The sequence below is a fragment of the Acinetobacter sp. ANC 3813 genome (genome assembly GCF_002135435.1).
Lineage (GTDB): Bacteria > Pseudomonadota > Gammaproteobacteria > Pseudomonadales > Moraxellaceae > Acinetobacter.
On the sequence record NZ_NEGK01000005.1, the window covers coordinates 158662 to 180907 of the forward strand.

The window sequence follows — 22246 nt, forward strand, 5'->3', positions numbered from 1 at the left end:
TACAAACCTAAACGACTCGGTATTCGAAATACTTCAATGCAGATAACATTTGATATGCCGTTTAATCTTCAGTCCATAAAAAATGCCGGCATTTGCCAGCATTTTTCAATTGATTCAGAAATCAAAGCTTAAGCTTCAACCCATTTGCCATCCTGATACACCATCGACCATTTAGTTTGCTTGCCTTCAGCATTTTCAGAACCAATATACTGCGCTTGGTTTTTACGGCTGAATTTCACCAACGACGGATTGCCTTCAGGGTCCGTATCCGGCGCCTGCAAAATAAACTGGTATTTTGGATCCAGCTGCTCTGCAACACTGCGCAGTTCTGCCACTTTCGGCGCACGGGTTTCACGAATTTTCGGGAACTTGCTGGCTGCTAAGAATAGGCCTGCAGCGCCATCACGCAGTACAAAGAAATCATCATGCTTCGCAGAACGCAAATGTTCCATTTTAATCGGGTCAACACGCGGCGGCGCTGGCTGGCCACTCTTTAAAACTTTGCGGGTATTGTCACAGCTGGTGCAGGCAAAGTATGGACCAAAACGGCCATTTTTCAGCTGCATTTCGCCATCGCATTTATCGCATGGAATGGTCGGGCCATCATAGCCTTTAATCTTAAACTCGCCTTCTTCGACTTCAAAGCCGCTGCAGTCTGGGTTATTGCCGCAGATATGCAGTTTACGCCCGCCGTCAATCACGTAGCTGTCCATCGCTGTGCCGCAAATTGGACAGCGCTTTTTAGACATCAAGTCTGCTGTTTCCGCAGCATCATCATCAGACAGTGCAGCCAATGATTCCACTGGCGTTAAGTTCAGCGTGCCTTTGCATCGTTCTTTTGGCGGCAAGTTATAGCCTGAACAACCCAAGAATACGCCCGTTGTACCGGTACGGATCTGCATTGGACGTTCACACTCTTTACAGTGAACCGCCGCCACTTCTACTGGTAAGTTACGGCGCATGCCGTTCTCACCTTGCGCATTGGTCAGGCGTGTTTTGAAATCGCCATAGAAGCTGTTCAGCAGCTCTTTCCAATTGCGCTCGCCTTCCGCCACTTTATCCAGCTGGCCTTCAAGATCTGCGGTAAAGTCGTAGTTCATCAAGTTATTGAAGCTTTCATCGAGGCGGTCCGTCACGATTTCGCCCATCTTCTCAGCATACAGGCGGCGGTTTTCAAGTTTCACATAACCACGGTCTTGAATGGTTGAGATGATGGCAGCATAGGTCGAAGGACGGCCAATGCCTTTTTTCTCAAGTTCTTTGACCAAAGATGCTTCTGTAAAGCGCGCAGGTGGCTTGGTAAAGTGCTGTGATGGATCCAGTTTTTCCAGTTTCAGCACTTCGCCAACTTTCACAGCAGGCAACAGCACATCATCATCTGATTTATTTTGACCGCGGACTTTAGTAAAGCCGTCAAATACCAGTGTACGGCCTTTGGCTTTCAGCTCTACGCCGTTCGCATCCACCAAAATGGTTGAAGACAAATATTCGGCCGGTGTCATTTGACATGCGACAAACTGACGCCAAATCAAGTCATACAGACGCTGGGCATCTCGCTCTACGCCAACCAGACTGTCGCCTTTCAAGCCGACATTCGAAGGACGGATCGCTTCATGGGCTTCCTGAGCGCCAGCTTTGTTGCCATAGCGGTTTGGCTTGGCAGGTATATATTTAGCGCCAAACTCAGTTTCAATATGATGACGCACCATGGTCACCGCATCGTCACTCAAGAAAGTCGAGTCAGTACGCATATAGGTAATGAAACCCGCTTCGTACAAACGCTGCGCCAGCATCATGGTTTTTTTCACAGAGTAGCCCAAACGCGTGCTGGCTGCCTGCTGCAATGTAGACGTAATATACGGCGCGCTTGGATTCACCTTGGTTGGCTTATCTTCACGCACTGAAACTTTGTATTCTGCATCCTGAATCAGGTTCAGCAGCGCATCGGTTTCAGCCTTATTTCGCAGTTTCAGCGTTTTACCGCCCTGCTTCACCGCTTCTAAGCGGATGTCATCTTTTTTAGATTGGGTGTCTGCAAAAACCTGCCAGTATTCTTCTGGAATAAATTTGCGGATTTCACGCTCACGCTCGACCACCAATTTCACTGCTACCGACTGTACACGGCCTGCAGATAAACCGCGGGCAATTTTCTCCCACAGCAATGGCGAAATCATAAAGCCGACCACACGGTCTAAGAACCGGCGCGCCTGCTGTGCATTGACTTTATTGGTATCTAATCGTGAAGGATGCTTAAAGGCTTCCTGAATGGCGTTTTTGGTAATTTCGTTAAACACCACGCGCTGATAGCGTGAATCATCACCGCCAATCACTTCTTTTAAGTGCCAGGCAATGGCTTCTCCTTCGCGGTCCAAGTCCGTTGCGAGATAGACCTCGTCAACCTGCGAAGCAAGCTTTTTCAGTTCTGATACAACATTTTCTTTGCCAGGAAGCACTTCATAATGCGCTTTCCAGTCATGTTCTGGGTCAACCCCCATACGGTTGACCAATGCTTGCTGGGCTTTTTCAGCCTTCTGCTCATCGGTCAATTTTGTGCGGGCTGCGGGTTTTTTCTCTGCAGTCTTGCTTGAACCGCCTGTAGGCAAGTCACGAACGTGACCCACTGACGATTTTACAATGTAGTCTGAGCCCAAATATTTATTGATTGTTTTCGCTTTTGCAGGCGACTCCACAATCACTAAGGCACGTTTTTTCCCAGCATCAGATTTTGCTGCCGCGCTTTTGGATGTGGACCGAGGAGCGTTCGCCATAATTAACCGTTAATCCTGTTTTTAATGGGTCTAAAATTAAAGTTCAGCCAAAGAATTCAAATAGGCTTTAATATCATCCAGCTGAGTGGCTCTAAGGTCTGATTCTTCATCCCAATAGAGTCCTACACAGTTTGCCTGCATATCAATAGCATAAATGCCCTTTAATGCAATCGGCAAATCTTTGAACTTGTCATCACCATAGACAAGATCCAATTTTTGCTCTGACACACGCGCCCGCATTAAAGGCAAACGCGCTTCTGGAAGTAAAATGCTGTAATACGCCACCATGCTGGCGCGGCTCTCCGTGGCCATCGGAATTTTTGTCCAATCGGGCGCGACCACTAAACGCGGATGCAAACCCATCTTGCGCGCTTTATCGCGCATGATGCCCAGCGCTTTTTCTCTAGGGCTGACACGAAGTCCGAAAATCGAGCCTAAGACAAAAACAACAATGACAACTGCAACCCAAATTCCAGTATTTTCCATAGTACAACCTTTATGTTCCTTTATTAGAGTTGCATAAGCTCAATATAAAAGGCAAGTTACCGCGACAAAAATTAATTGAGGAACATCTCGTGGCTATACAGAACTTCGTGACCATTCCAGTAAATATAGCCCTTATCGATTAATTCTTTCAGCAACAGGCGAATGTCGGATTTTGGAAACAGCTGTTCCAGCAAATCACGCAAAGCATAAATATCTTTAGGTTTTTCATGTTTTAAATCATGCAGTTTCTTAATCACTTCCAGCTGTACAGGATCGATGGTCTGAAAATCTGCGAATAGTCCCTGCTGCGGATGCTGATCCGAAACTGCAACTTCTACAGCCGTACGCTTCGGTTTGTCTAACTGCGCGAAGGCTTCCTGCATTGTGCTGCTGGACGGTGCGGCATCTTCCTGTAAATTCAGCTGCGCCCATTGCTTCAGCACTTTTTTGCGGAAATTGACCCGCTGCTCTTCACGCTTCACGATTTTCAGACTGATCAGCATACCGACGACATGCTGAGCGTGTTCCGGCAGCAGCTGCAAAATATTAGCAACCGAGTTTTTCAGCGTTTCAAGCGTATTCGGTTTGCCCGACGCCTTGGCCATGGCATCACAATATGTTTTAACCATGTGCAGATAAGGCGTCTGCTTAATTTTCTCCAGACTTGGAATGCGGTATTTTGGGCGCTCAGATTCCTCCGCCTGCTCTGTTTCCGCCTGAATTTGAATCAGGCTGCAGCTGATATTTGAACCCTGCATCATCTCCAGCAGCATCGTACTGCTGTCCATTGCGGAAATAAGCTCAACATGCGTTTCCGCTTCAAGCAGTGCCATCAGCTGTCCAACAATAACTGCATATTCAAATTCTTTTTGCGGAGTTTCTGGAATATCCAAAATCACCACTTGGCCACTGCTGATCCAGCTGGAAAATTCAGTTAAGTCGTCCAAGGAGTATTCAAATTTCCCTTGGCAATTAAATAAATACAGCACAGGGTAATGTTCAACAATATCTCTGAGCAATTGCGCAGTCGGCATATTGTTTTCAAGATCGAGCAGTACGGCTTTGGCAGTCATAAATGGGGAAGATTTTGGCAAATAAGCGAATGCTGTGCATTACAGCGGGTCAAATCGAAAAGGTCAATAACTAAAAAGCTATTTCATCCGATAGCAGATCCAGCCATCAATAATGCGGCGGACGGTTGGTCATTGGATCAAAAGCGGCAATACCTTCAGATAAATCTGCAGATTCAATACGCTGGTAAATCAGCTGCATTTGCTGCTTTAAATCTGCAATTTCAACACTTTGACGTGCAACCTGATCATTCAGCTGATCAACTAAATCATCTAAAAATGCAATTCGGACTTGCAAATCTTCAATGGGTGCGGAAAATGACGCCTGATTATCGGTATTTTGCTGTTTAGTCATTTTAAGTCCTCATTTGAGATTTTCAGGAAACATTATGGCCTATATTACTTTAAGGGATGTCCAACTAGCGTTTGGTGGACCGTTCCTGCTCGACGGCGCGAATTTTAGCTTAGAACGCGGCGAACGGGTGTGTTTGATCGGCCGTAATGGTGAAGGTAAGTCTACTTTACTTAAACTGATTGAGGGAAGCTTATTGCCTGATTCAGGTGAAGTCTCTTTACAAAACGGCATCACCATTTCAATGCTGGCGCAAGATGTGCCTATGGATTCAGGCAAAGTTGCCGACATTGTCGCCGATGGCGCAGGTGAAGCTTCTGAAGTGCTGAGAGCCTATCACGAAGCCAGTGATACCTGTGTGCTGGGCGATATGGATGCGTGTGACCGCATGGGCAACCTGCAGCATAAAATGGATCAGCTGGATGGCTGGGCTTTAGAAACCAAAGTCAATTCGATCTTAAGCAAAATGGGCCTCGACCCAGAAGCGGATTTGGCGGATTTATCAGGCGGGCGTAAACGCCGTGTGCTGCTTGCCCGCGCATTGCTGACCCAGCCCGATGTCCTGCTGCTGGATGAACCGACCAACCATTTAGATGTTGAAAGCATTGAGTGGCTGGAAAAATTCCTGCTCGATCAAAACAATTTAACCTTGCTGTTTATTTCGCATGACCGTTCATTTGTCGACAGCATTGCCACCCGCATTGTGGAACTGGACCGCGGTGTTCTGCGCAGCTACGAAGGCAACTACTCACGTTACCTTGAGCTCAAAGCCATGCAAATGGAAGCGGAAGAAAAGCAAAATGCCTTATTCGATAAACGCCTTGCTGAGGAAGAGGTGTGGATTCGTCAAGGGATTAAAGCCCGCCGTACCCGTAACGAAGGCCGTGTTCGTGCTTTAAAAGAATTGCGTGAAGAATCACGCGCGCGCCGTTCACAGCAAGGCAAGGTCAGCATGGCAACGCAAGATGCCAACCGCTCAGGTAAAGTCGTGTTTGAAATCGACAATCTCAGCGTCACCTTTGGCAATAATGCACCGATTATTAAGGACTTCTCTGCACTTGTGCTGCGCGGCGACCGTATTGGTTTAGTCGGCGATAATGGTGTGGGTAAAACCACGCTGATTAAAGCCATCTTAGGTGAGCAAGAACATAGCGGCAAGGTCAAAACAGGCACACAGCTGGAAGTGGCTTATTTTGACCAACTGCGCAATGCATTAGATCTTGAAAAGTCAGTCAAAGATAACGTATCAGAAGGTTCTGACTTCGTTGATGTGAATGGTGGCCGCCGTCATATTTACAGCTATTTACAAGATTTCTTGTTCTCGCCTGAGCGTTCACGCACCCCTGTTAAAGCATTGTCTGGCGGTGAGCGCAACCGTATTTTGCTTGCAAAATTACTGCTTAAACCATCGAACCTAATCGTGATGGATGAGCCAACCAATGACTTGGATATGGTGACACTTGAACTGTTAGAAGAAATGCTCGGTGGCTATAAAGGCACCTTGCTTTTGATCTCGCATGACCGTGCATTTATGGACAATGTTGTGACTTCAACTTGGGTGTTTGACGGTAAAGGCCAGATCGATGAGTATATCGGCGGTTACCAAGATTACTTAGAGCAACGTCCTGATCAGACTGCTGTGGATCAAAAAAGTGATGTGAAAAAAGCTTTAGCAAAAGCAGAAGCGAGCGCTGCTGCGGCTGTGCCGAAAAAAGCTAAACTGAGCTATAAAGATCAGCGCGCTTTAGACCAGCTGCCGCTGGAAATTAGCGCATTGGAACAAGAACAGGCGCAGCTTTCAGAGAAATTGGCAGACGGTTCATGGTTTGTGACTGATGCCGATGCCGCCACCAAAGCGACACAGCGTTTGGCAGAAATTGAAGACCAAATGCTGGAAAAAATGGAGCGTCTGGAAGAGCTGGAAAATTTAAGCTAAGGCTAATGCCTTAAACAGCTGAATACGCTGATTTTAAAATGCCGCAATTGATTGCGGCATTTTTTTATGCCTTAGATGACATCGCCTGACGCATTTTATAAAATGCGCTTTATGCCATCTGCAGCGCCTAAGCACAGCCTGCGTTGATGCCTCTCTCCTCATGAAAATAATTTTCATGCATAAAAAGACTTTGCCAATACGGCCTATGTGATCAAAACTCTCTGCTTTAGGATTATTGCTGTTCTGCTGGCGGTGGTTTTCGATAAAGATAAAAAAACCTATTTTGTACTATGAGCCTCACTGGCTGCTTAACCGCCTATGCAGCCGAATATTCATCACTGTATTTAATTAAGAAATATCAAACACCAAACTGACTGCGCATGCAGTTTTTTACTCATAATAAAACCTCGCATTCTTCGGCCTGGATCTGCTTGTTTTTTGCAATAAAAGCTTGCTAAGGCCTGTGCAAGCTAAGATTCTATGCAAATACACATGTACATTGATATGGATAATCCAAATGCAGATTCGTGATCAAATTGTCTTGGTGACTGGCGGCGCCCGCGGCCTAGGTCTTGCCATCAGCCAAAGCTTAATTGCTGAAGGCGCGCGTGTTGTCGTAAATTATCACAGCAGCAAAGTTCAGGCGGAACAATTGGCTCAGCTGCATCCGCAGCAAGTCTTTGCCTGCCAAGCAGACATTACTGACAAAGTGCAAGTCAGCCGTCTATTTGCCGCGGCCAAAAGCCATTTTGGCGCAGCCATTACTTCAGTGGTCAATAATGCACTGATCCGATTTGAATTTAATGGCGATGCCCGGCCCAAAATTGAAGATTTAACCGCTGAAACCATGCTGCAGCAATTTGATGGCACAGTACTGGCTGCCATCAATACGATGCAGGCAGGCTTGGCGGATATGAAGCAAGCTGGCTTTGGCCGCATTGTGAATATTGGTACAAACTTAGTACAGAACCCAGTCGTTCCCTATCATGACTATACGGCTGCTAAAGCCGCACTGCTGGCCTTTACCCGCACTGCAGCGCATGATTTGGGGCAATACGGCATTAATGTCAACATGCTCTCTGGCGGCCTGCTGCAAACGACGGATGCCAGCAAAGCCACACCTGATGCGGTGTTTGAATTGATTGCTGCCTCGACTCCGCTGCGGCGCGTCACCACGCCAGAAGAATTTGCCTCAGCCATTCTGATGTTCCTCTCGCCTTATTCACGCGCAGTCACAGGTCAGAATCTCATTGTAGACGGCGGTCTAGTCAAAGGCTGAGCACCTGTTCAGATTGGTTTGAACTTTATTTTTTAATTCCGCTTCATGCTAAACTGAGCGCTATTTTTTAAAATTTGATTTAGTTCTTATGAGTCAAAAGCCAGATTATCAGCCGGGCGCATTCCAATGGTCTTTTTTACTGCCTAAATATTGGGGCATTTGGATTGGCATTGTATTCATGATGATCTTGGCCATTTTACCGTGGGCTATTCAGCACCGTTTGGCTGCCACCATCGGCAACAGCGCGTTTAAACATTTAAAATCACGCCGTAAAACTGCGGTGCGCAACTTGGAAGTCTGCTTTCCTGAATGGACTCCTGAACAAGTGCAGGACAAGGCACGCCAAGTCTTTATTGACCAAATGCTTGGTATTTTTGAAACCTTAAATGCATGGTATTCCCCGCAATGGTTCAAAGGCCGTGTCACCATCAATGGATTAGAGCATCTGCAAAGTGTGCAGGCGGATGGTAAAGGAGTGCTTTTATTAGGTGTGCACTCTACCTTGCTGGATGCAGGAGGCTATCTCTGCGCGCAGTATTTTGATCCTGATGTGGTATACCGCCCGCAGAATAACCCACTGCTGGACATGCTGATTGTCCGCTGCCGCGCCACCATTTATGCCAATCAAATTGACCATGATGATATGCGCGGACTGGTTCGAAATTTAAAAAATGGCCGTGCAATCTGGTACAGTCCAGATCAAGACTTTGGTTTAAAACAAGGGGTCATGGCGCCATTTTTTGGCGTGCCGGCAGCAACTGTGACTGCGCACCGCCGTTTAATGAACATGAGCCATGCAGCTGCCGTACCGCTGTATTTTTACCGCGACGGCGATATTCAAGACCCGCATTATCACGTTGTACTCAGCCCCGCTTTAGAAAACTTCCCAACTGCAGATGAAGCAGCCGATGCTGCGCGCTGCAATCAAATTATCGAACAGCAGCTGCGGATTGCGCCTACGCAATATATGTGGTTCCACCGCCGTTTTAAAACACGCCCGCAAGGCTACGACAAAATTTACTGAGTGCTGGCTACAAAAGCAAAAAGAGGAAATGCCATGAAGATTATGCAGCTTTTGCCCGAACTGAACAGCGGCGGCGTAGAGCGGGGCACGCTGGAAATTGCCCGCGCACTGATTGCCGAGGGGCATGAGTCACTGGTCGTCTCCAATGGCGGGCGCATGACGGAGCAGCTGGAAGCTGAAGGCACGACCCACCTCAGCTTGCCGATTCATAAAAAAGCGCTGTCATCGCTATGGCAGATCCGCCCGCTGCGCAAATTGATTCTGCAGCATCGCCCTGACATTGTGCATGTACGCTCTCGTGTTCCAGCCTGGCTCATGCATTTTGCGCTTAAAGGCATTCCCGCCAATCAGCGCCCGCATCTGATCAGCACGGTGCACGGATTTTATTCCATTAACCGCTACAGCCAAATTATGACCCAAGCGGAAAAAGTCATTGCAGTTTCGGACAGCGTGGTGCAATACATCACAGACCACTATAAAAACTGCCCGCCTGAAGATATTGTGCGCATTTACCGCGGCATTGACCCGCAGGCATTCCCGCATGGCTATCAGCCGTCTGCGCAATGGCTCAATCAAACGTTTAAAGATTTCCCTGAGCTGGAAAATAAATTCCTGATCTGCCTGCCAGGGCGTATTACCCGCCTGAAAGGCCATGAAAATCTCATTGCACTGGTACAGCAGCTCAAAGAGCAATATCCACAGCTGCACGCTGTAGTCGTTGGCGGTGCAGATCCTAAAAAAGCAGCCTATTTAAAAGAAATGAAGGACAGTATTCAAGCTAAGGGCCTGAGTGAAAACATGACTTTTGTTGGCCACCGTTCTGACATTCGTGAATGGCTGGCTTTCAGTGATATCGTGCTGTCATTATCCAATCAGGCGGAAACTTTTGGCCGTACAGCTTTAGAAGCGCTGTCTGTCGGCACACCCGTCATCGGCTGGAACCGTGGCGGCGTAGCCGAAATTTTATCGAAAATTTATCCGCAGGGTTTAATTGCAGCAGATGATCAAAGCGCGCTGCTGCAAACGGTAAAACAGCATATCGATACACCGCAGCAGGTTGCACCTGTGCAGGCGTTCAGCTTGAAAGATATGTGTGAACAGACTTTAGGTGTATATAAAAAAATATTAGGCTAATTTCATTTCACTATTATTTTTGATCAATTCTGCAATTGAAGGTGCTTCAGCCCTTATCAACGTCTCAAAGATAGTTTGGATAAATGGAGCAACTTCGTATTGCAAACCCTCTGGTGGCCTCTCACCTAAGTCTAGATAATCCAAATAATCAGCTGAAGACATGGAATGTGGATTAAGAAAAAATATATAACTTAAATTCAATAAAACAACGTACCTAATATCTTGAGAAAGTTGATCTAGCTTTATATTTCTGTCTTTATCTATAACTTTTGTATTCATTAATAAATGACCAAAGAAATTATAATGCATATGATCATTGCATCTTTCTCGAATTACTTTATATGGAAACTTTGATAACTCTTTTTGAATAACTTTCAAAGAGCTTGATGCTATATATTCTCTGATCTCCTTATATTCTGGAATTTTTTCTTTTCCTGATAACCAATTTTGTACTTTTTCTACAATAAACTTATCTAAATTCCATTCCCTTTTTAAATATAAATTTACATACACATTGATCAAAGAAATATCAAAAAACTTCCTAAGTAAAGCATAAGCATCGTTTATTCGTCCATTTTCGATTAATACTAGAATGGACTCTAAAGTTCCTTTCATTGCTTCATAAACATAAGTATCGAAGTTAAGAAGTGCCTTGGTACCTAATGGAATAAATCTCATTATTGACATAGATAACATTTCGTAGAATTCGATATATTCTTTTAATTGGTCAGTAATTTTATGTGATTCATTTACATTATTTATAATCATTTCAGCCTTTCCAAACCCGATATTTTGCCATCAGCCAAATGATCAGCGGCAGTAAAATCATATTGGCGATATCACGCAGGCTTTCACCGATTCGCCAATACCCCCTATCCCAAATATCATGGCGTGCGCCAAACATTTCAACCGCAATAGCAAAGATGATGACCGTCCAAATCGCATAGTGTGATTTCAATTGGCGCTGATGGAAGAATGCTGCAATAAAAAACAGCAGCAACCCTACATAAATCAGCAAAGCATCACCAGACAATTGGGTAACTTGCAAAAAAGTATTGCGCCATTCAAAAAGCATAGAAGTGCCCATAAAACTCACGTATTTTTTTTAAGATTATTTGTTCTTGCACTGCTCTAAAATGCCGTTTACGCAATGCAAAGTCATGATTGCAAACTACAGATAAACCAAACCCGAGTTCTGCATCCTGCAAAACTCGGGTTGATGAGGTTGTGCTTTCACAAATCTTATTATTCTTTTCGGTTGGCTTTCCTTTCCTGCATCATATCCATGATGATTACCATCAGCGCCATCTTCCTTAGTGGGATAATCCGTTCCCGTTTCCATTTGCCGATGAATGTAGAATAGGCTGTTTTCCTGCGCTTGCCTATGCGCCATCAGCCGAAATCAGTGTAAGCCATTTCTTACACTTTTCTCTTAAATTCCATCACGCCTCATTCAGAGGCCTTATTGCTGCTTCCTACCCGTTTGATAATCTTGCGTAATTTCATCAGTCACAGGCTTTTCTTCTTTTTCAGCTTTTTCAATGCCGTCCTGAATTGCTTCCTGCGCTTCCTGCTCATCTGCATCTGTTTGTTCCAGCTCTTGCTGAATCTGCTCAAAAACACGGCCGGTCTGTAAATGCACATATACAGGAAAATGGTCTGAACCCACATGCGGCAAGCGCTTCATCTTGACCAAGGCAAAGTCGGTGCTGTGAAACACATGGTCCAGAGACCAGCGCAGCAGCGGATAATCTGCATGAAAGGTGTTGACATAGTGCCGTCCGACACGCGGATCAAGCAGCCCGCTGATGCGCTGAAAAAGACGCGTCGTGCGTGACCAGGCTACATCATTCAGGTCCCCCATCACAATACAGCTTTCATCCAAATCTTTAATCTGATCCCCCACAATCAACAATTCTGCATCGCGCAGCGTAGAGTCTTTGGCTTCGGTTAGACTGGGCGGTTTAGGATGCAGGCAATACAGCTGTACAGGCTCTCCTGAACGCAGAATCACGGTGGTATGAATAGACGGAATTTCATCGCTTAAAATGAATTTCACCTCTGTGTCCTGCAGCGGCAGCCTGCTGTATAAATGCATGCCGTATAAATTATCCAGCGGCACGGGCACGCGGTAAGGATAATCCTGTTCAAGCACAGCCAGCTGCTGCTGCCAAACCGCATCTGTCTCTAGCGTCAGCACCAGATCAGGCTGATATTTTTCAATTTCAGCAATCAGCAAATGATATTGGTCATTGGGTGTTAACACATTGGAAACAATCAAGGAAATCTGCCGCTCAGGGTTCAGCTGATGCTGACGGACTTTTTTCACCTGCTTCTTCCATAAAAACGTATAGGGCAGCACCATTTTCAGCTGATAAGCCACAGCTGCAATCAGCGCCAGCAAAATAATTTCACGGCGCAGATCCCATGGCTGCGGCCAAAACACCAATAAAGCCAGAGCAATAAAGCCCACTGCTAAAATCTGCAGCCGCGGAAAATCCGTACCGCGGAACCACCATTCATCACGGCGGATTAATGACCATGCACTCAGCCAAATGACCATAACGGATAACACCTGAATCCAAAGCATTCGCGCCTCCGCTTCATATTCTTAATTTTTTATCGATTTATAAATTTATATCAATTTTGCATGTAACATAAACAAGATATATTGCACAATATAATTGATGTTTTCATTATGCAGCGCTTGCAGTTATGCGCTCTTTTGATACACTCGAACCCCTTTTTACTTTTTAACGCACCGAGGCAAAATGACATGAAAGTAGGTCTGGTCGGTTGGCGCGGGATGGTTGGTTCCGTCCTTATGCAACGTATGGTTGAAGAAAATGATTTTGCTCATTTTGAGCCATTTTATTTTTCTACCAGTAATGCTGGCGGTGAAGCGCCTGCGTTTGGCGGTAAAACTGCCCCAGCACTTATGGATGCATCAGACATTAACAGTCTGATGCAAATGGATGTCATTATTACCTGTCAAGGCGGTGACTACACCACTGAAGTTTTCCCTAAATTAAAAGCGGAAGGCTGGAAAGGTTACTGGATTGACGCTGCTTCGACTTTGCGTATGGATGATGAAGCCATCATCGTGCTTGACCCAGTCAACATGAACGTGATTAAAGACGGCCTTGTCAAAGGCACAAAAACGTTTGTGGGCGGTAACTGCACAGTATCCTTGATGCTGATGGGCTTAGGCGGTCTGTTCCAAAACAACTTAGTTGAATGGGCGACCTCTATGACTTATCAAGCTGCATCAGGTGCAGGCGCGCAAAATATGCGTGAATTGATTTCAGGCATGGGCTACTTGTACAACAATACCAAAGATTTGCTGGATGACCCGCGCTCACCCATTTTAGACATCGACTCTAAAATTGCAGCGCTGCAGCGCGGTGAAGGCTTTCCATCTGCAAACTTTGGCGTGCCTTTAGCTGGCTCTTTAATTCCATACATCGACAAACAGCTGGAAAGCGGTCAATCGAAAGAAGAATGGAAAGGCCAAGTAGAAACCAACAAAATTCTCGGCAATCAGCAAATTGTGCCTATCGACGGCCACTGTGTGCGTATCGGCGCAATGCGCTGCCACTCTCAAGCATTGACATTGAAATTGAAAAAAGATGTGCCGCTGGACGAAATCGAAGACATGCTGCGCAGCGCCAATGAATGGTCAAAAGTCATTCCAAACACGCGTGAAGCATCGATGACTGATCTGACCCCAGTTGCAGTAACAGGTACTCTAAGTGTTCCAGTCGGCCGTCTGCGCAAACTGAACATGGGTAAAGAATACCTTGGCGCTTTCACTGTGGGTGACCAACTGCTTTGGGGCGCGGCTGAACCGCTTCGCCGCATGCTGCGCATCCTCATTGACTTTAAAAATGCCTGATCAGCGTGCTTAATTTTGCGCAGATAATTTAAAAAATGAAAAGCCGATCTCAATTGATCGGCTTTTTTGTGTAGAGGTCTTGTAATTATTTTACAATTCTTCAACATGCCGTTAATCTATCATTTTCGCTATGCAACATCGCCTGAGCTCAAAATTAAGATGAATGTGTACAACAAATTAAAGTTTGCCATTTTAGCCATTTTAGCATCGCAGAACATTCATGCTATTACGCTTGACCCGATTCAAATTCAGTCAGCGCCTGGGGAACTGCTGTATGCAGAAATCAATTTCCGCAACGCAAATCCAAGTGCATCCGTTCATGCTGGATTAGCGTCTGCTGAAGACTTAATTGCGATGGGGACTGGGCATCAGCCTCCAGGCCATCTGAACTTCTTTACGCGTAAAGACGGTTCAGGCTCTGGCGTGATTACGATTACCTCATCACGCCCGCTCACTGATGCGGAATTAAACATCATTGTCAAAGTGACTGAAGGCAATTCATCGCGCCTGCAGCAAATTAAAACGCCGTTGAAGCGGACTGTTCCGCTCAGCCAGCAGTACACCGCAGCACGCAATGAGCGCACACTTGCTCCAATTGTGATTAGCAATGAAAATGACATCGCTTTAAACCTGCCTGTCAGCACACAATTTGCGCCGATCAAACAGGCCGAAAGCAATACAAAGGAAGCTAAGCTTCCGCTCAATACAATCGTACCGCCGCTGATGAGTGAACCTAGCTCACCCTCGCCGATCAGCGCTCCAGTCATGACTGCAGTCATTACACCGCAGCCTGTCTCTGAAACGACGGCTGCAGCTCCATCAGCTGCAGAACATACTGCCGAAACAGCGCCTCAAGAGCCTGCGGCAGCTCAGGCAGTCTCTAGCGATCCATTAGCGCAAAAGTTTGCCGCTGAACAGGCTGCGCGCCAAACGGCAGCGCCTGCCCCATCTGCGCCAGCAGAAACTAAACAGCCAGCACCGTCTGCATCCACCTCAAAACCTGCTCAGAAAACTGCAGCGCAAAAATATGTCGTGCGCTCAAATGAGTCTTTATGGGGAATCGCTTCACGCATTGCCGCTGAGGAGCGCCGTTCTGTTGGCGATGTTATGAAGCAAATTAAAGCCAACAATGAGCATGCGTTCATTCATGGTGATGCAAACCGCCTGAAACGCGGCGCAGCCTTGAATTTAAATCATGCTGCACCTGCAAAAGACCGTCCAAAAATCTCTGCTGAAGCTTTGAAAAAAATGCCTTCAACACAGTCAGGCAAGACCAAATACCGCCTGAATGATGCGGAAATGAGCCTCGTTGCGGCGAAAAGCAAGGATTCAGCCCAAGATTCAGCAAACCAAAACACGGAAAAAAATAAAACTTCTAAAGAGTTGTCATTAAAAGTTATGACATCTCGGGAAAAAACCGTTAAATTACAGAGAAACGTAACCCATTTAGAATTGGCGCTAAATCAAAAGGATCATAGAATTCAATTATTAAATGCTCGCCTTGCGCAGCTGGAGCAGCAATTGAAAGCGCGTCAGGCAGAGAAAAAGCCAAGCAACTAAAAAGTTACATAGAATGATTTAAAAGGACAAGCAAATTAGGGCTCTGTCCTCAAGGGGTAATAACATGCTGTATGTGATTCCATTTGTGATCTTGCTGATTGTCTTGGTTGTGCTGAAAAAGCGCCAGGATGCACAAGGTTCTGAAAAATCGACTGCAACCACGGCAACACAAAAAGGCAAGGCAAAAAAAGCGAGCTCATCAGCGAAGGTTGCCCCAAATAAAACGCAGGCCGTAGAAAATGCTGTTATTGAAAAAAAGCAGACCTCATCGGTTACGGCTGAAACCCGTCAAAAAATTGAAGCTTTAATTCAAGAGCGCAACTTCTTCTCTGCAGAAGCGCAAATCAATCAGGCGCTGAAAAAAGACAACTCGCAGCATGAACTGTATCTGTACCTGCTGGATATTCACATTCTGCAAAAAGATGAATTCGCCATCAGCCAGCTGCTGAATCATGTGCGTTCATTAGAATTGGATGACATTCTAGATCAAGCGGAAGCTAAAAAGACGGAATACGATCAGTCACAAAATAAGACTGAAGAAATTACTTCACATGTCAGCCCAATTACGCATAATGAAAATGCAGCAGCGCCTAAGATTCAAAATACTGCGGACTTCGATGCCTTAATGGCGTCTCCAGCGGCTGAGTCAAAAAATGATTTAACTTTTAAAAAAGTTCAGCCTAAGACTGCTGAAGCCGATAAGCCTCTAGAATTTAATCTATCTTTTGATACTGCACCAAAAGCCCAGCCTGAAACATCAGTACCTGATTCAGCTCCTTCGGTAGATTTTTCACAAGTATCTGCAAAAGAAAACGCTTCGGAAGCTTCTGCTAATAATCTACATTCTCAGCCTACAACTGATGAAATTAAACCTTTAGAATTTAATCTGTCTTTTGACAGCGTACCAAAGGCTAAACCAGAAGTCCCAGTATTGGACGCGGCCCCGTCAGTTGATTTTGGTTCATTCTCTGTAGAAGAAACTGCGCCTGAAGTCAAAATCGAATCTGAAGCAACACCTCAGCCTGCGCCTGCAGCTGATGAAATTAAGCCGCTGGATTTTTCACTGAATTTAGATTCAGTTGCCCAAGCTGAGCCTGCAGCTGAAGAAATTAAACCTTTAGATTTCTCTTTTTCTTTAGATACACCGCCTGCGGCTGAAGTAAAGTCAGAAGCAGCGCCTGCCCTGAATTTTGATTTAGGCTCACTGGATACACCTGCAGCGCAAGCGCCTGCTGAAGAAATCCCAGCTGCACCTATATCAAGCGGTGTCAGCTTTGACCTCACCAATGTCAGCGCACCTGCAGCAATGCCTGCGGACAGCAGTGATCCTTTGGTTCAAAGCTTCCCTGAACTGGCTGAAAGCAACGAAATTACGGTCAATATTGAATTAGCGCAGCAATACATTAAGCTTGGCGCATTCGCAGCTGCACGTGAACTTCTCACAGAAAGAGAAGCAGAGTATTCGACTGAGCAGCGTCAGCAGGCTGATTTGTTACTCAATCAGATCGCTTCTTAATAAAAATCGTTTTAAACTAAAGCAGTCATCCCTGACTGCTTTTTTATTATGAAAAAAATAGCTTTAATCTATATGGGCGGCACCTTTGGCTGTATTGGTGAACCGCTTAGCCCGATGCCCGCTGAGCAGTTTATCCCCCAATTAAAACATATCCTGCCAGTCCATCTTCACATCGATTGCTTTAGGGCTGCGGTGATTCGCGACAGCAGCGCCTGCACCGCAAATGATTGGCTGCAGCTGCTCGATCAAATTCAGCAATTGCAGCTGCAGCAGTATCAGCATTTTGTCATCATTCACGGCACAGACACCTTGAGCTATGCCAGTGCGGTATTATCGCGTTTTATAGCCCAATCAGCGCATGTTGCGCTCACGGGGAGCCAATATCCCCTGCTGAATACACAAGGTACTGACAGCCGCGAATTTACCGATGCGATCGACAATTTAAACTTTGCCTTAGATGCTGTCTTAAGTGCGCCAGCGGGAGTGTATTTAGCATTCCATCATCAGCTGATTCATGCTTCCACAGCACTGAAAATGCACACCACGGCTTTAAATGCTTTTAGCGGCACAAAAATAGATGAAGCATTTCAGCCGGATTGGACCGCATTCACCATCAATGAGCGGCATATAGAAAAAGCCAAACAGTTCAACTGCATGAGCCTCATGATGCAGCCTATTGCGCCAGAACTGCTGCACAGCAATCTGCAAGCCATTGCCAGCCACCCGCCGCATGTATTGATTCTGCAGGGCTTTGGCACTGGCAATATTTCGGTTAATCCTGAAATCATCAGTATTTTGCAAGATCTGCAGCAAATAGGCTGTGCCGTTATTCTCAGCACTCAAGTCACTTTTGGCGGCATAGATCAGCGTTATGCCGTCAGCCAATGGGTGGCAGATGCGAAAATATTGGTCAGCAATGGGCACAGCCATGCAGATCTGTATGCCAAAGCCTTAAAAATGTATTTACAATACGATTCGGCAGAGCAATGGCTTCTGCATTGGCAAGATTAATGATCACACTGAGGTACATATGCAGCGTTTTGCGGTTGGAATAGAGTTTTGCGGAGTACAGTACAGAGGCTGGCAAACTCAGCAGCCCGGTGTACCGAGCGTGCAGGAAACGCTAGAAACAGTCCTCAGCAAAATTGCCAATGAACCCATTGCATTGCATGGCGCAGGCCGTACGGATGCCGGCGTTCATGCCACCAATATGGTCGCGCATTTTGATACCACTGCAATTCGGCCTATTCGCGGCTGGCTCATGGGTGCCAACAGCATCTTGCCCAAAGACATTTCCATCCAATGGATTAAGGAAATGGATCGAGATTTTCACGCGCGCTTTAAAGCGCAGGCGCGGCGTTACCGCTATGTGGTATATAACAATCCACAGCGCCCAGCACTCTTACACAAGCAAGTCACTCATATTTATTATTCGCTCGATGCAGATAAAATGATGGCAGCAGCACAAAAATTTGAAGGCACACATAATTTTGAAAGCTTCCGAGCGGCCGCTTGCCAGTCTAATCAGCCTGTCCGCCATGTTAGCCATTGCCGTTTAATACGCCACGGCTGCTATTTGGTTTTAGATATTCAAGCCGATGGCTTTTTACATCATATGGTGCGCAATATTATGGGATGCCTGCTGGAAATTGGTCAGGGCATGTATGACATTGAGCATATTGACGAGATTTTTGCAGCCGAAGACCGTAAAGCGGCTGGGGTCACTGCTCCGCCAGACGGCCTATACTTTATTCATGCCGATTATCCTCAGCAGTATGAATTGCCTCAAGCGCCGCTTGGACCGCATTGGCTGAATATGCCTGAGTAAAAAATCCCTCCCAGCCTCCCATTCATAAAGGGAGGAGCAATCTCTCATCTTAAACTTGGGTTTAGAAAGCCCTCTTTTGAAAATAAGAGGAACTCCCCTCCTTTGTTAAAGGAGGGGTTGGGGGAGGATTTTATCGAAGAAGAACCTTAACGCTGCTTGCGCTTTCTATATTCCACCGGCGTTTCATTGGTCCAACGCTTAAAGGCGCGGTAGAACGTACTCGGCTCTGAAAATCCTGTGAGATACACAATGCGCTCAACGCTTTCACTGGTATTGGCCAGCAATTTCTTCGCCAAACGGCAGCGGTAATCTGAAAGGATCTGCTGGAAGCTGGTATTGGCTTCTGACAGCTGTGTACGTAAGCGGCGCGGCGTAATATTCAGCTGCGCAGCCACGGTTTCCAGTGTCGTCTCCCCACTCTCCAGCGTAGAGCCAATAGCGCGGCGCACTTCGCCAACCAAATCATAGCGCGCCAATTCTTGCAATTTTTCAATCGCCAGCTGTTCATGCAGCTGCAGCAGTTCAGGTTCTGCCTGCCATAAAGGGAAATCGAGAATGCTAGGATCAAAATACAGACGTGTTTCTTTCTGCCCTAAACTGACTGGACATTCGTACACACGGAAATATTCATCATCCGGCGCGCCTTGACTAAAGTTGAAGTCGATGTACAGAGGCTGAAAACGGCCTTCAGTAATAAATTTAAAAAAACGTAAAATGCCTGACATCGCGCATTCTGAAAAATGCCGATTAACAATATTTTCTGCCCACGGCTGCTCACCGTTGGTCAAATAGCAGCGGTCATATTCAATCACTAATTTGGCATGAAACGCATCACTGATTAAACGTTGATATGCCAAAGCGCGTTTCAGCCCTTCGCCAAAATTTTCAGATGAAATAAACAAATGCTCGATCACCTGCCCGCGGTACAGCGGCAGATGCTCACCCAAATGCAGTCCAATATCAGAGTCTTTGCTGACTTCTTCAGCAGCGACCCAAAATGCATATTGCGCATTTAACGGTGTACGGTTATTGGCTTCGACTTGTCCCAAGGCAACGCCAGCTTTCGTTAATATTTCTTCTGTTGGCAAACCGGCTCTGCGAATCGCTTGGTAACCCAATCGCAGTACTACGGATGCATCGGTTAGCTGACTCACTCAAAAACCTTCCTTGTATGTACTTCATTTATACCTAAAAAGATTCAAATTAGATTAACTGTGATTGACCAAACTGACAACATGCTTATGCGCTTTTTTGTAGAAAAAATTTAACCGCAATGTTCGCCTATTTAACTGACAGATGATTATTCTGACGCCCATTCCGGCTTGTTTTTAGCAAAAAAATTGACTATAATTTGCGCCTTTCCAATTTATTCATTCAGGTAGGCTATGGCCAATAAAGAGGAACTCATCGAGTTCGAAGGCGTTGTCACCGAGACGCTTCCTAATACTATGTTCCGTGTACGTTTAGAAAACGGACATGAAGTGATTGCTCACATCTCTGGCAAAATGCGTAAACACTATATCCGCATTTTGACTGGCGACAGTGTTAAAGTAGAAATGACACCTTATGACTTATCTAAGGGTCGTATCACTTACCGTGCGCGTTAAGTTTTAGCGAAAGCGAAAAGCCACAGATGATGTGGCTTTTTTATATCCAAATTTAAAATAATGATGAAAATTTGACTCAAAATCCGCTTTCATTTACATTATAAAATCATAAAAATTCAATGCATTGAAACCTAAATAACAATGAAAATTAACACTATAAAAGCCATGATTTTGGTTATACCAATCCTTTCTATTGCCTGCGCCACAACCAGTCAAAACAAACTCAACCAATCACTGCAGCACTATATTGGGCAATCAGCAGATCAAGTTCAGCAACAGCTCAATTTGAATCAGTTTGGTTTTAAAATTTCGGCTGCTCCCATTCAAACGCAAGAAAAACTCAGCCATACCATTATTCGCCATATGCCAATTCCAATGGGGACACCAAATTTAGGTACAAGTATCGCAATGGGTACAACTAATCCTATGCAATCCAAGGGTAATCTAAATATTGAGATGAAATGTCAAATCAATTTCATGCTGCGTGACAATCAGGTTGAATCAATTGAGTATGTTGGCAAAGCATGTTAATCCAGCTGTATTAAGTTAATCCCAGCTCCAGACTGCCAAATGATCTCAGCGATCAAATAAAAATAATTCCTTATGATTTAGCTTAGAGCTGTACTATTGCGGGTACACGCTCAATTTCAGCAAAGCTTAAAAAACCACTGATGAAATGGCTTTTAAGCTTCCAATAAGCGGCTCCAGCAGGCTTGCATGAAGCACTCTAAACTAGTTCAGCATATTGGTTTTACAGCCAATGGCTACGCATTCGCGGAGGCGCTCACGGAGCCAATTATTACGTTCCTGCGTTGTACTTAAACGGCATGACACGTCAATTCCTGTATCTGTTGTACACTGCGCATCGCGTTCATGAATCCATGCCAGCTGAGATTTTTTCAGAATTTTTTTCTGATTTTCAGACAGCTTTCCGCGCAAGAGCTGATAGTTTTTATTCAGCTCAGCTTCAGCGCTGGCATACAGCTTATTCGTGCAATACACATCATCATAGGTATTTCGTGCCTGCTCACAGTTATCCGCAAGCAGCCTAATAACAGAACGATTCTTTTCATTTTTCCCATCCTTTATTTATTCTTGTCTGCACCATCTATACCCAATCATGCTGGCGCTGTCCGATTATTCTAAGTCAATCCACTGCAGATAAAATAGAAAATTGTCACTGTGTACCAAGACTCAACACTTATCCTGCAGCAGGATAAAAATTCCATTGGGCATTCTTGCGGATTCTCAACACAGGCCATTGCAGTACACGCTTATCTTTCTCTGACACACTTGAGGTTTGCCTCAAAGCACACCGTGTATCAGAACACAACAATAAAATATCCTGCTTCTGCCTAAACTGAATTTATTTGCTGGAGCAATCGAATGAAACTTCAGTTCTCTTTTCTGCTGATCTCGGCGCTTTCTGCCCTTTCTGGCTGCATGTCCAGCCCAGTCATGAGCTCATCTCAGCGCGAAGCCTATTTACAGCAGTTTGTCGGCATGAGCAGCAATCAAATACGCAATGCGCTGGATTTAGGCCGTATCGGCTACCAGCAAGTCAGTGAGCCTGTCCTTAGCGGCTCAGCCCTCACCTACACTGCTTCGCGGGCGATCAGCATCCCAGTGCCTATGGCGCAAAATCCTGCTATGGGCGTTGGCGCAGGTTCAGCGGTGCCTATTCCCAGCACCGCCGCTGACCGCTATGATGTCAACCTGAATTGTGTCATCCGTTTTCAGCTGGAACATAATATTGCCAAAGCGGTTTATTTAACTGGACGCACATGCTGA

At 45.6% G+C, this 22246-nt stretch carries 21 protein-coding genes; 12 read left to right on the plus strand and 9 right to left on the minus strand.

Annotated elements, in window-relative coordinates; translation table 11 throughout:
- Window positions 1-128: 128 nt before the first annotated feature.
- From topA to B9T34_RS09515, 4 genes are all read right to left on the minus strand, one after another.
- Window positions 129-2768, minus strand: a complete 2640-nt coding sequence (gene topA, locus B9T34_RS09500) for a type I DNA topoisomerase (protein WP_086212918.1) — start codon at window positions 2766-2768, stop codon at window positions 129-131.
- A 36-nt stretch (window positions 2769-2804) separates the two neighbouring features.
- Window positions 2805-3254, minus strand: coding sequence for a hypothetical protein (locus B9T34_RS09505; protein WP_086212919.1), 450 nt, complete (start codon window positions 3252-3254; stop codon window positions 2805-2807).
- 71 nt (window positions 3255-3325) lie between these two features.
- Window positions 3326-4327: a hypothetical protein gene (locus tag B9T34_RS09510; protein ID WP_086212920.1), complete on the minus strand. Its 1002-nt coding sequence runs from the start codon at window positions 4325-4327 to the stop codon at window positions 3326-3328.
- Between the two features lie 106 nt (window positions 4328-4433).
- A complete protein-coding gene (locus B9T34_RS09515) occupies window positions 4434-4679 on the minus strand; it encodes a SlyX family protein (protein ID WP_086212921.1) in 246 nt (81 codons plus the stop codon).
- Window positions 4680-4713: 34 nt separating this feature from the next.
- Here B9T34_RS09515 and B9T34_RS09520 point away from each other — a divergent pair, with 34 nt between their 5' ends.
- From B9T34_RS09520 to B9T34_RS09535, 4 genes are all read left to right on the plus strand, one after another.
- On the plus strand, window positions 4714-6612 hold the full coding sequence (locus tag B9T34_RS09520) for an ATP-binding cassette domain-containing protein (RefSeq protein ID WP_086212922.1): 1899 nt from the start codon (window positions 4714-4716) through the stop codon (window positions 6610-6612).
- 517 nt (window positions 6613-7129) lie between these two features.
- Entirely contained in the window at window positions 7130-7891 is a 762-nt protein-coding gene (locus B9T34_RS09525) for a 3-oxoacyl-ACP reductase (RefSeq protein ID WP_086212923.1), read from the plus strand.
- An 88-nt stretch (window positions 7892-7979) separates the two neighbouring features.
- On the plus strand, window positions 7980-8915 hold the full coding sequence (locus B9T34_RS09530; RefSeq protein ID WP_086212924.1) for a lauroyl acyltransferase: 936 nt from the start codon (window positions 7980-7982) through the stop codon (window positions 8913-8915).
- Between the two features lie 33 nt (window positions 8916-8948).
- A complete protein-coding gene (locus tag B9T34_RS09535) occupies window positions 8949-10049 on the plus strand; it encodes a glycosyltransferase family 4 protein (RefSeq protein ID WP_086212925.1) in 1101 nt (366 codons plus the stop codon).
- On the opposite strand, the gene B9T34_RS09540 is transcribed toward B9T34_RS09535, so the two are convergent.
- The 3 genes from B9T34_RS09540 to B9T34_RS09555 all read right to left on the minus strand — a co-directional run bounded on the left by B9T34_RS09540 (window position 10041) and on the right by B9T34_RS09555 (window position 12639).
- Entirely contained in the window at window positions 10041-10817 is a 777-nt protein-coding gene (locus B9T34_RS09540) for a hypothetical protein (RefSeq protein WP_086212926.1), read from the minus strand. The two genes, B9T34_RS09535 and B9T34_RS09540, sit on opposite strands and share 9 nt — an antisense overlap.
- Before the next feature lies 1 nt (window position 10818).
- Window positions 10819-11124 (minus strand): hypothetical protein, encoded by a 306-nt coding sequence (locus B9T34_RS09545; RefSeq protein ID WP_228147435.1) that lies wholly within the window; start codon window positions 11122-11124, stop codon window positions 10819-10821.
- Window positions 11125-11511: 387 nt separating this feature from the next.
- Complete coding sequence (locus B9T34_RS09555; protein WP_086212929.1) at window positions 11512-12639, minus strand: endonuclease/exonuclease/phosphatase family protein; 1128 nt, start codon at window positions 12637-12639, stop codon at window positions 11512-11514.
- A 186-nt stretch (window positions 12640-12825) separates the two neighbouring features.
- On the opposite strand from B9T34_RS09555, the gene asd reads away from it, so the two are divergent.
- The 5 genes from asd (at window position 12826) to truA (ending at window position 18848) form a co-directional block, all read left to right on the plus strand.
- Window positions 12826-13944 carry an aspartate-semialdehyde dehydrogenase gene (gene asd / locus B9T34_RS09560; RefSeq protein WP_086212930.1) on the plus strand — a complete coding sequence of 373 codons (1119 nt, stop codon included), beginning with the start codon at window positions 12826-12828 and terminating at the stop codon, window positions 13942-13944.
- 159 nt (window positions 13945-14103) lie between these two features.
- On the plus strand, window positions 14104-15504 hold the full coding sequence (locus B9T34_RS09565; RefSeq protein ID WP_086213002.1) for a hypothetical protein: 1401 nt from the start codon (window positions 14104-14106) through the stop codon (window positions 15502-15504).
- A 64-nt stretch (window positions 15505-15568) separates the two neighbouring features.
- A complete protein-coding gene (locus tag B9T34_RS09570; RefSeq protein ID WP_086212931.1) occupies window positions 15569-17020 on the plus strand; it encodes a fimbrial protein FimV in 1452 nt (483 codons plus the stop codon).
- 48 nt (window positions 17021-17068) lie between these two features.
- On the plus strand, window positions 17069-18031 hold the full coding sequence (locus tag B9T34_RS09575; protein ID WP_086212932.1) for an asparaginase domain-containing protein: 963 nt from the start codon (window positions 17069-17071) through the stop codon (window positions 18029-18031).
- Window positions 18032-18050: 19 nt separating this feature from the next.
- Window positions 18051-18848: a tRNA pseudouridine(38-40) synthase TruA gene (truA, locus tag B9T34_RS09580; RefSeq protein WP_086212933.1), complete on the plus strand. Its 798-nt coding sequence runs from the start codon at window positions 18051-18053 to the stop codon at window positions 18846-18848.
- 146 nt (window positions 18849-18994) lie between these two features.
- Here truA and B9T34_RS09585 read toward each other — a convergent pair whose 3' ends face one another.
- The gene (locus tag B9T34_RS09585; protein WP_086212934.1) at window positions 18995-20002 is read right to left on the minus strand and encodes an AraC family transcriptional regulator; all 1008 of its coding nucleotides are present in this window, start codon (window positions 20000-20002) and stop codon (window positions 18995-18997) included.
- A 231-nt stretch (window positions 20003-20233) separates the two neighbouring features.
- Here B9T34_RS09585 and infA point away from each other — a divergent pair, with 231 nt between their 5' ends.
- A complete protein-coding gene (gene infA / locus B9T34_RS09590; RefSeq protein ID WP_004692529.1) occupies window positions 20234-20455 on the plus strand; it encodes a translation initiation factor IF-1 in 222 nt (73 codons plus the stop codon).
- Between the two features lie 141 nt (window positions 20456-20596).
- Window positions 20597-20986 (plus strand): hypothetical protein, encoded by a 390-nt coding sequence (locus B9T34_RS09595; protein ID WP_086212935.1) that lies wholly within the window; start codon window positions 20597-20599, stop codon window positions 20984-20986.
- A 201-nt stretch (window positions 20987-21187) separates the two neighbouring features.
- On the opposite strand, the gene B9T34_RS09600 is transcribed toward B9T34_RS09595, so the two are convergent.
- Window positions 21188-21544 carry a lysozyme inhibitor LprI family protein gene (locus tag B9T34_RS09600; protein ID WP_086212936.1) on the minus strand — a complete coding sequence of 119 codons (357 nt, stop codon included), beginning with the start codon at window positions 21542-21544 and terminating at the stop codon, window positions 21188-21190.
- 297 nt (window positions 21545-21841) lie between these two features.
- On the opposite strand from B9T34_RS09600, the gene B9T34_RS09605 reads away from it, so the two are divergent.
- Window positions 21842-22246: a hypothetical protein gene (locus tag B9T34_RS09605; RefSeq protein ID WP_086212937.1), complete on the plus strand. Its 405-nt coding sequence runs from the start codon at window positions 21842-21844 to the stop codon at window positions 22244-22246.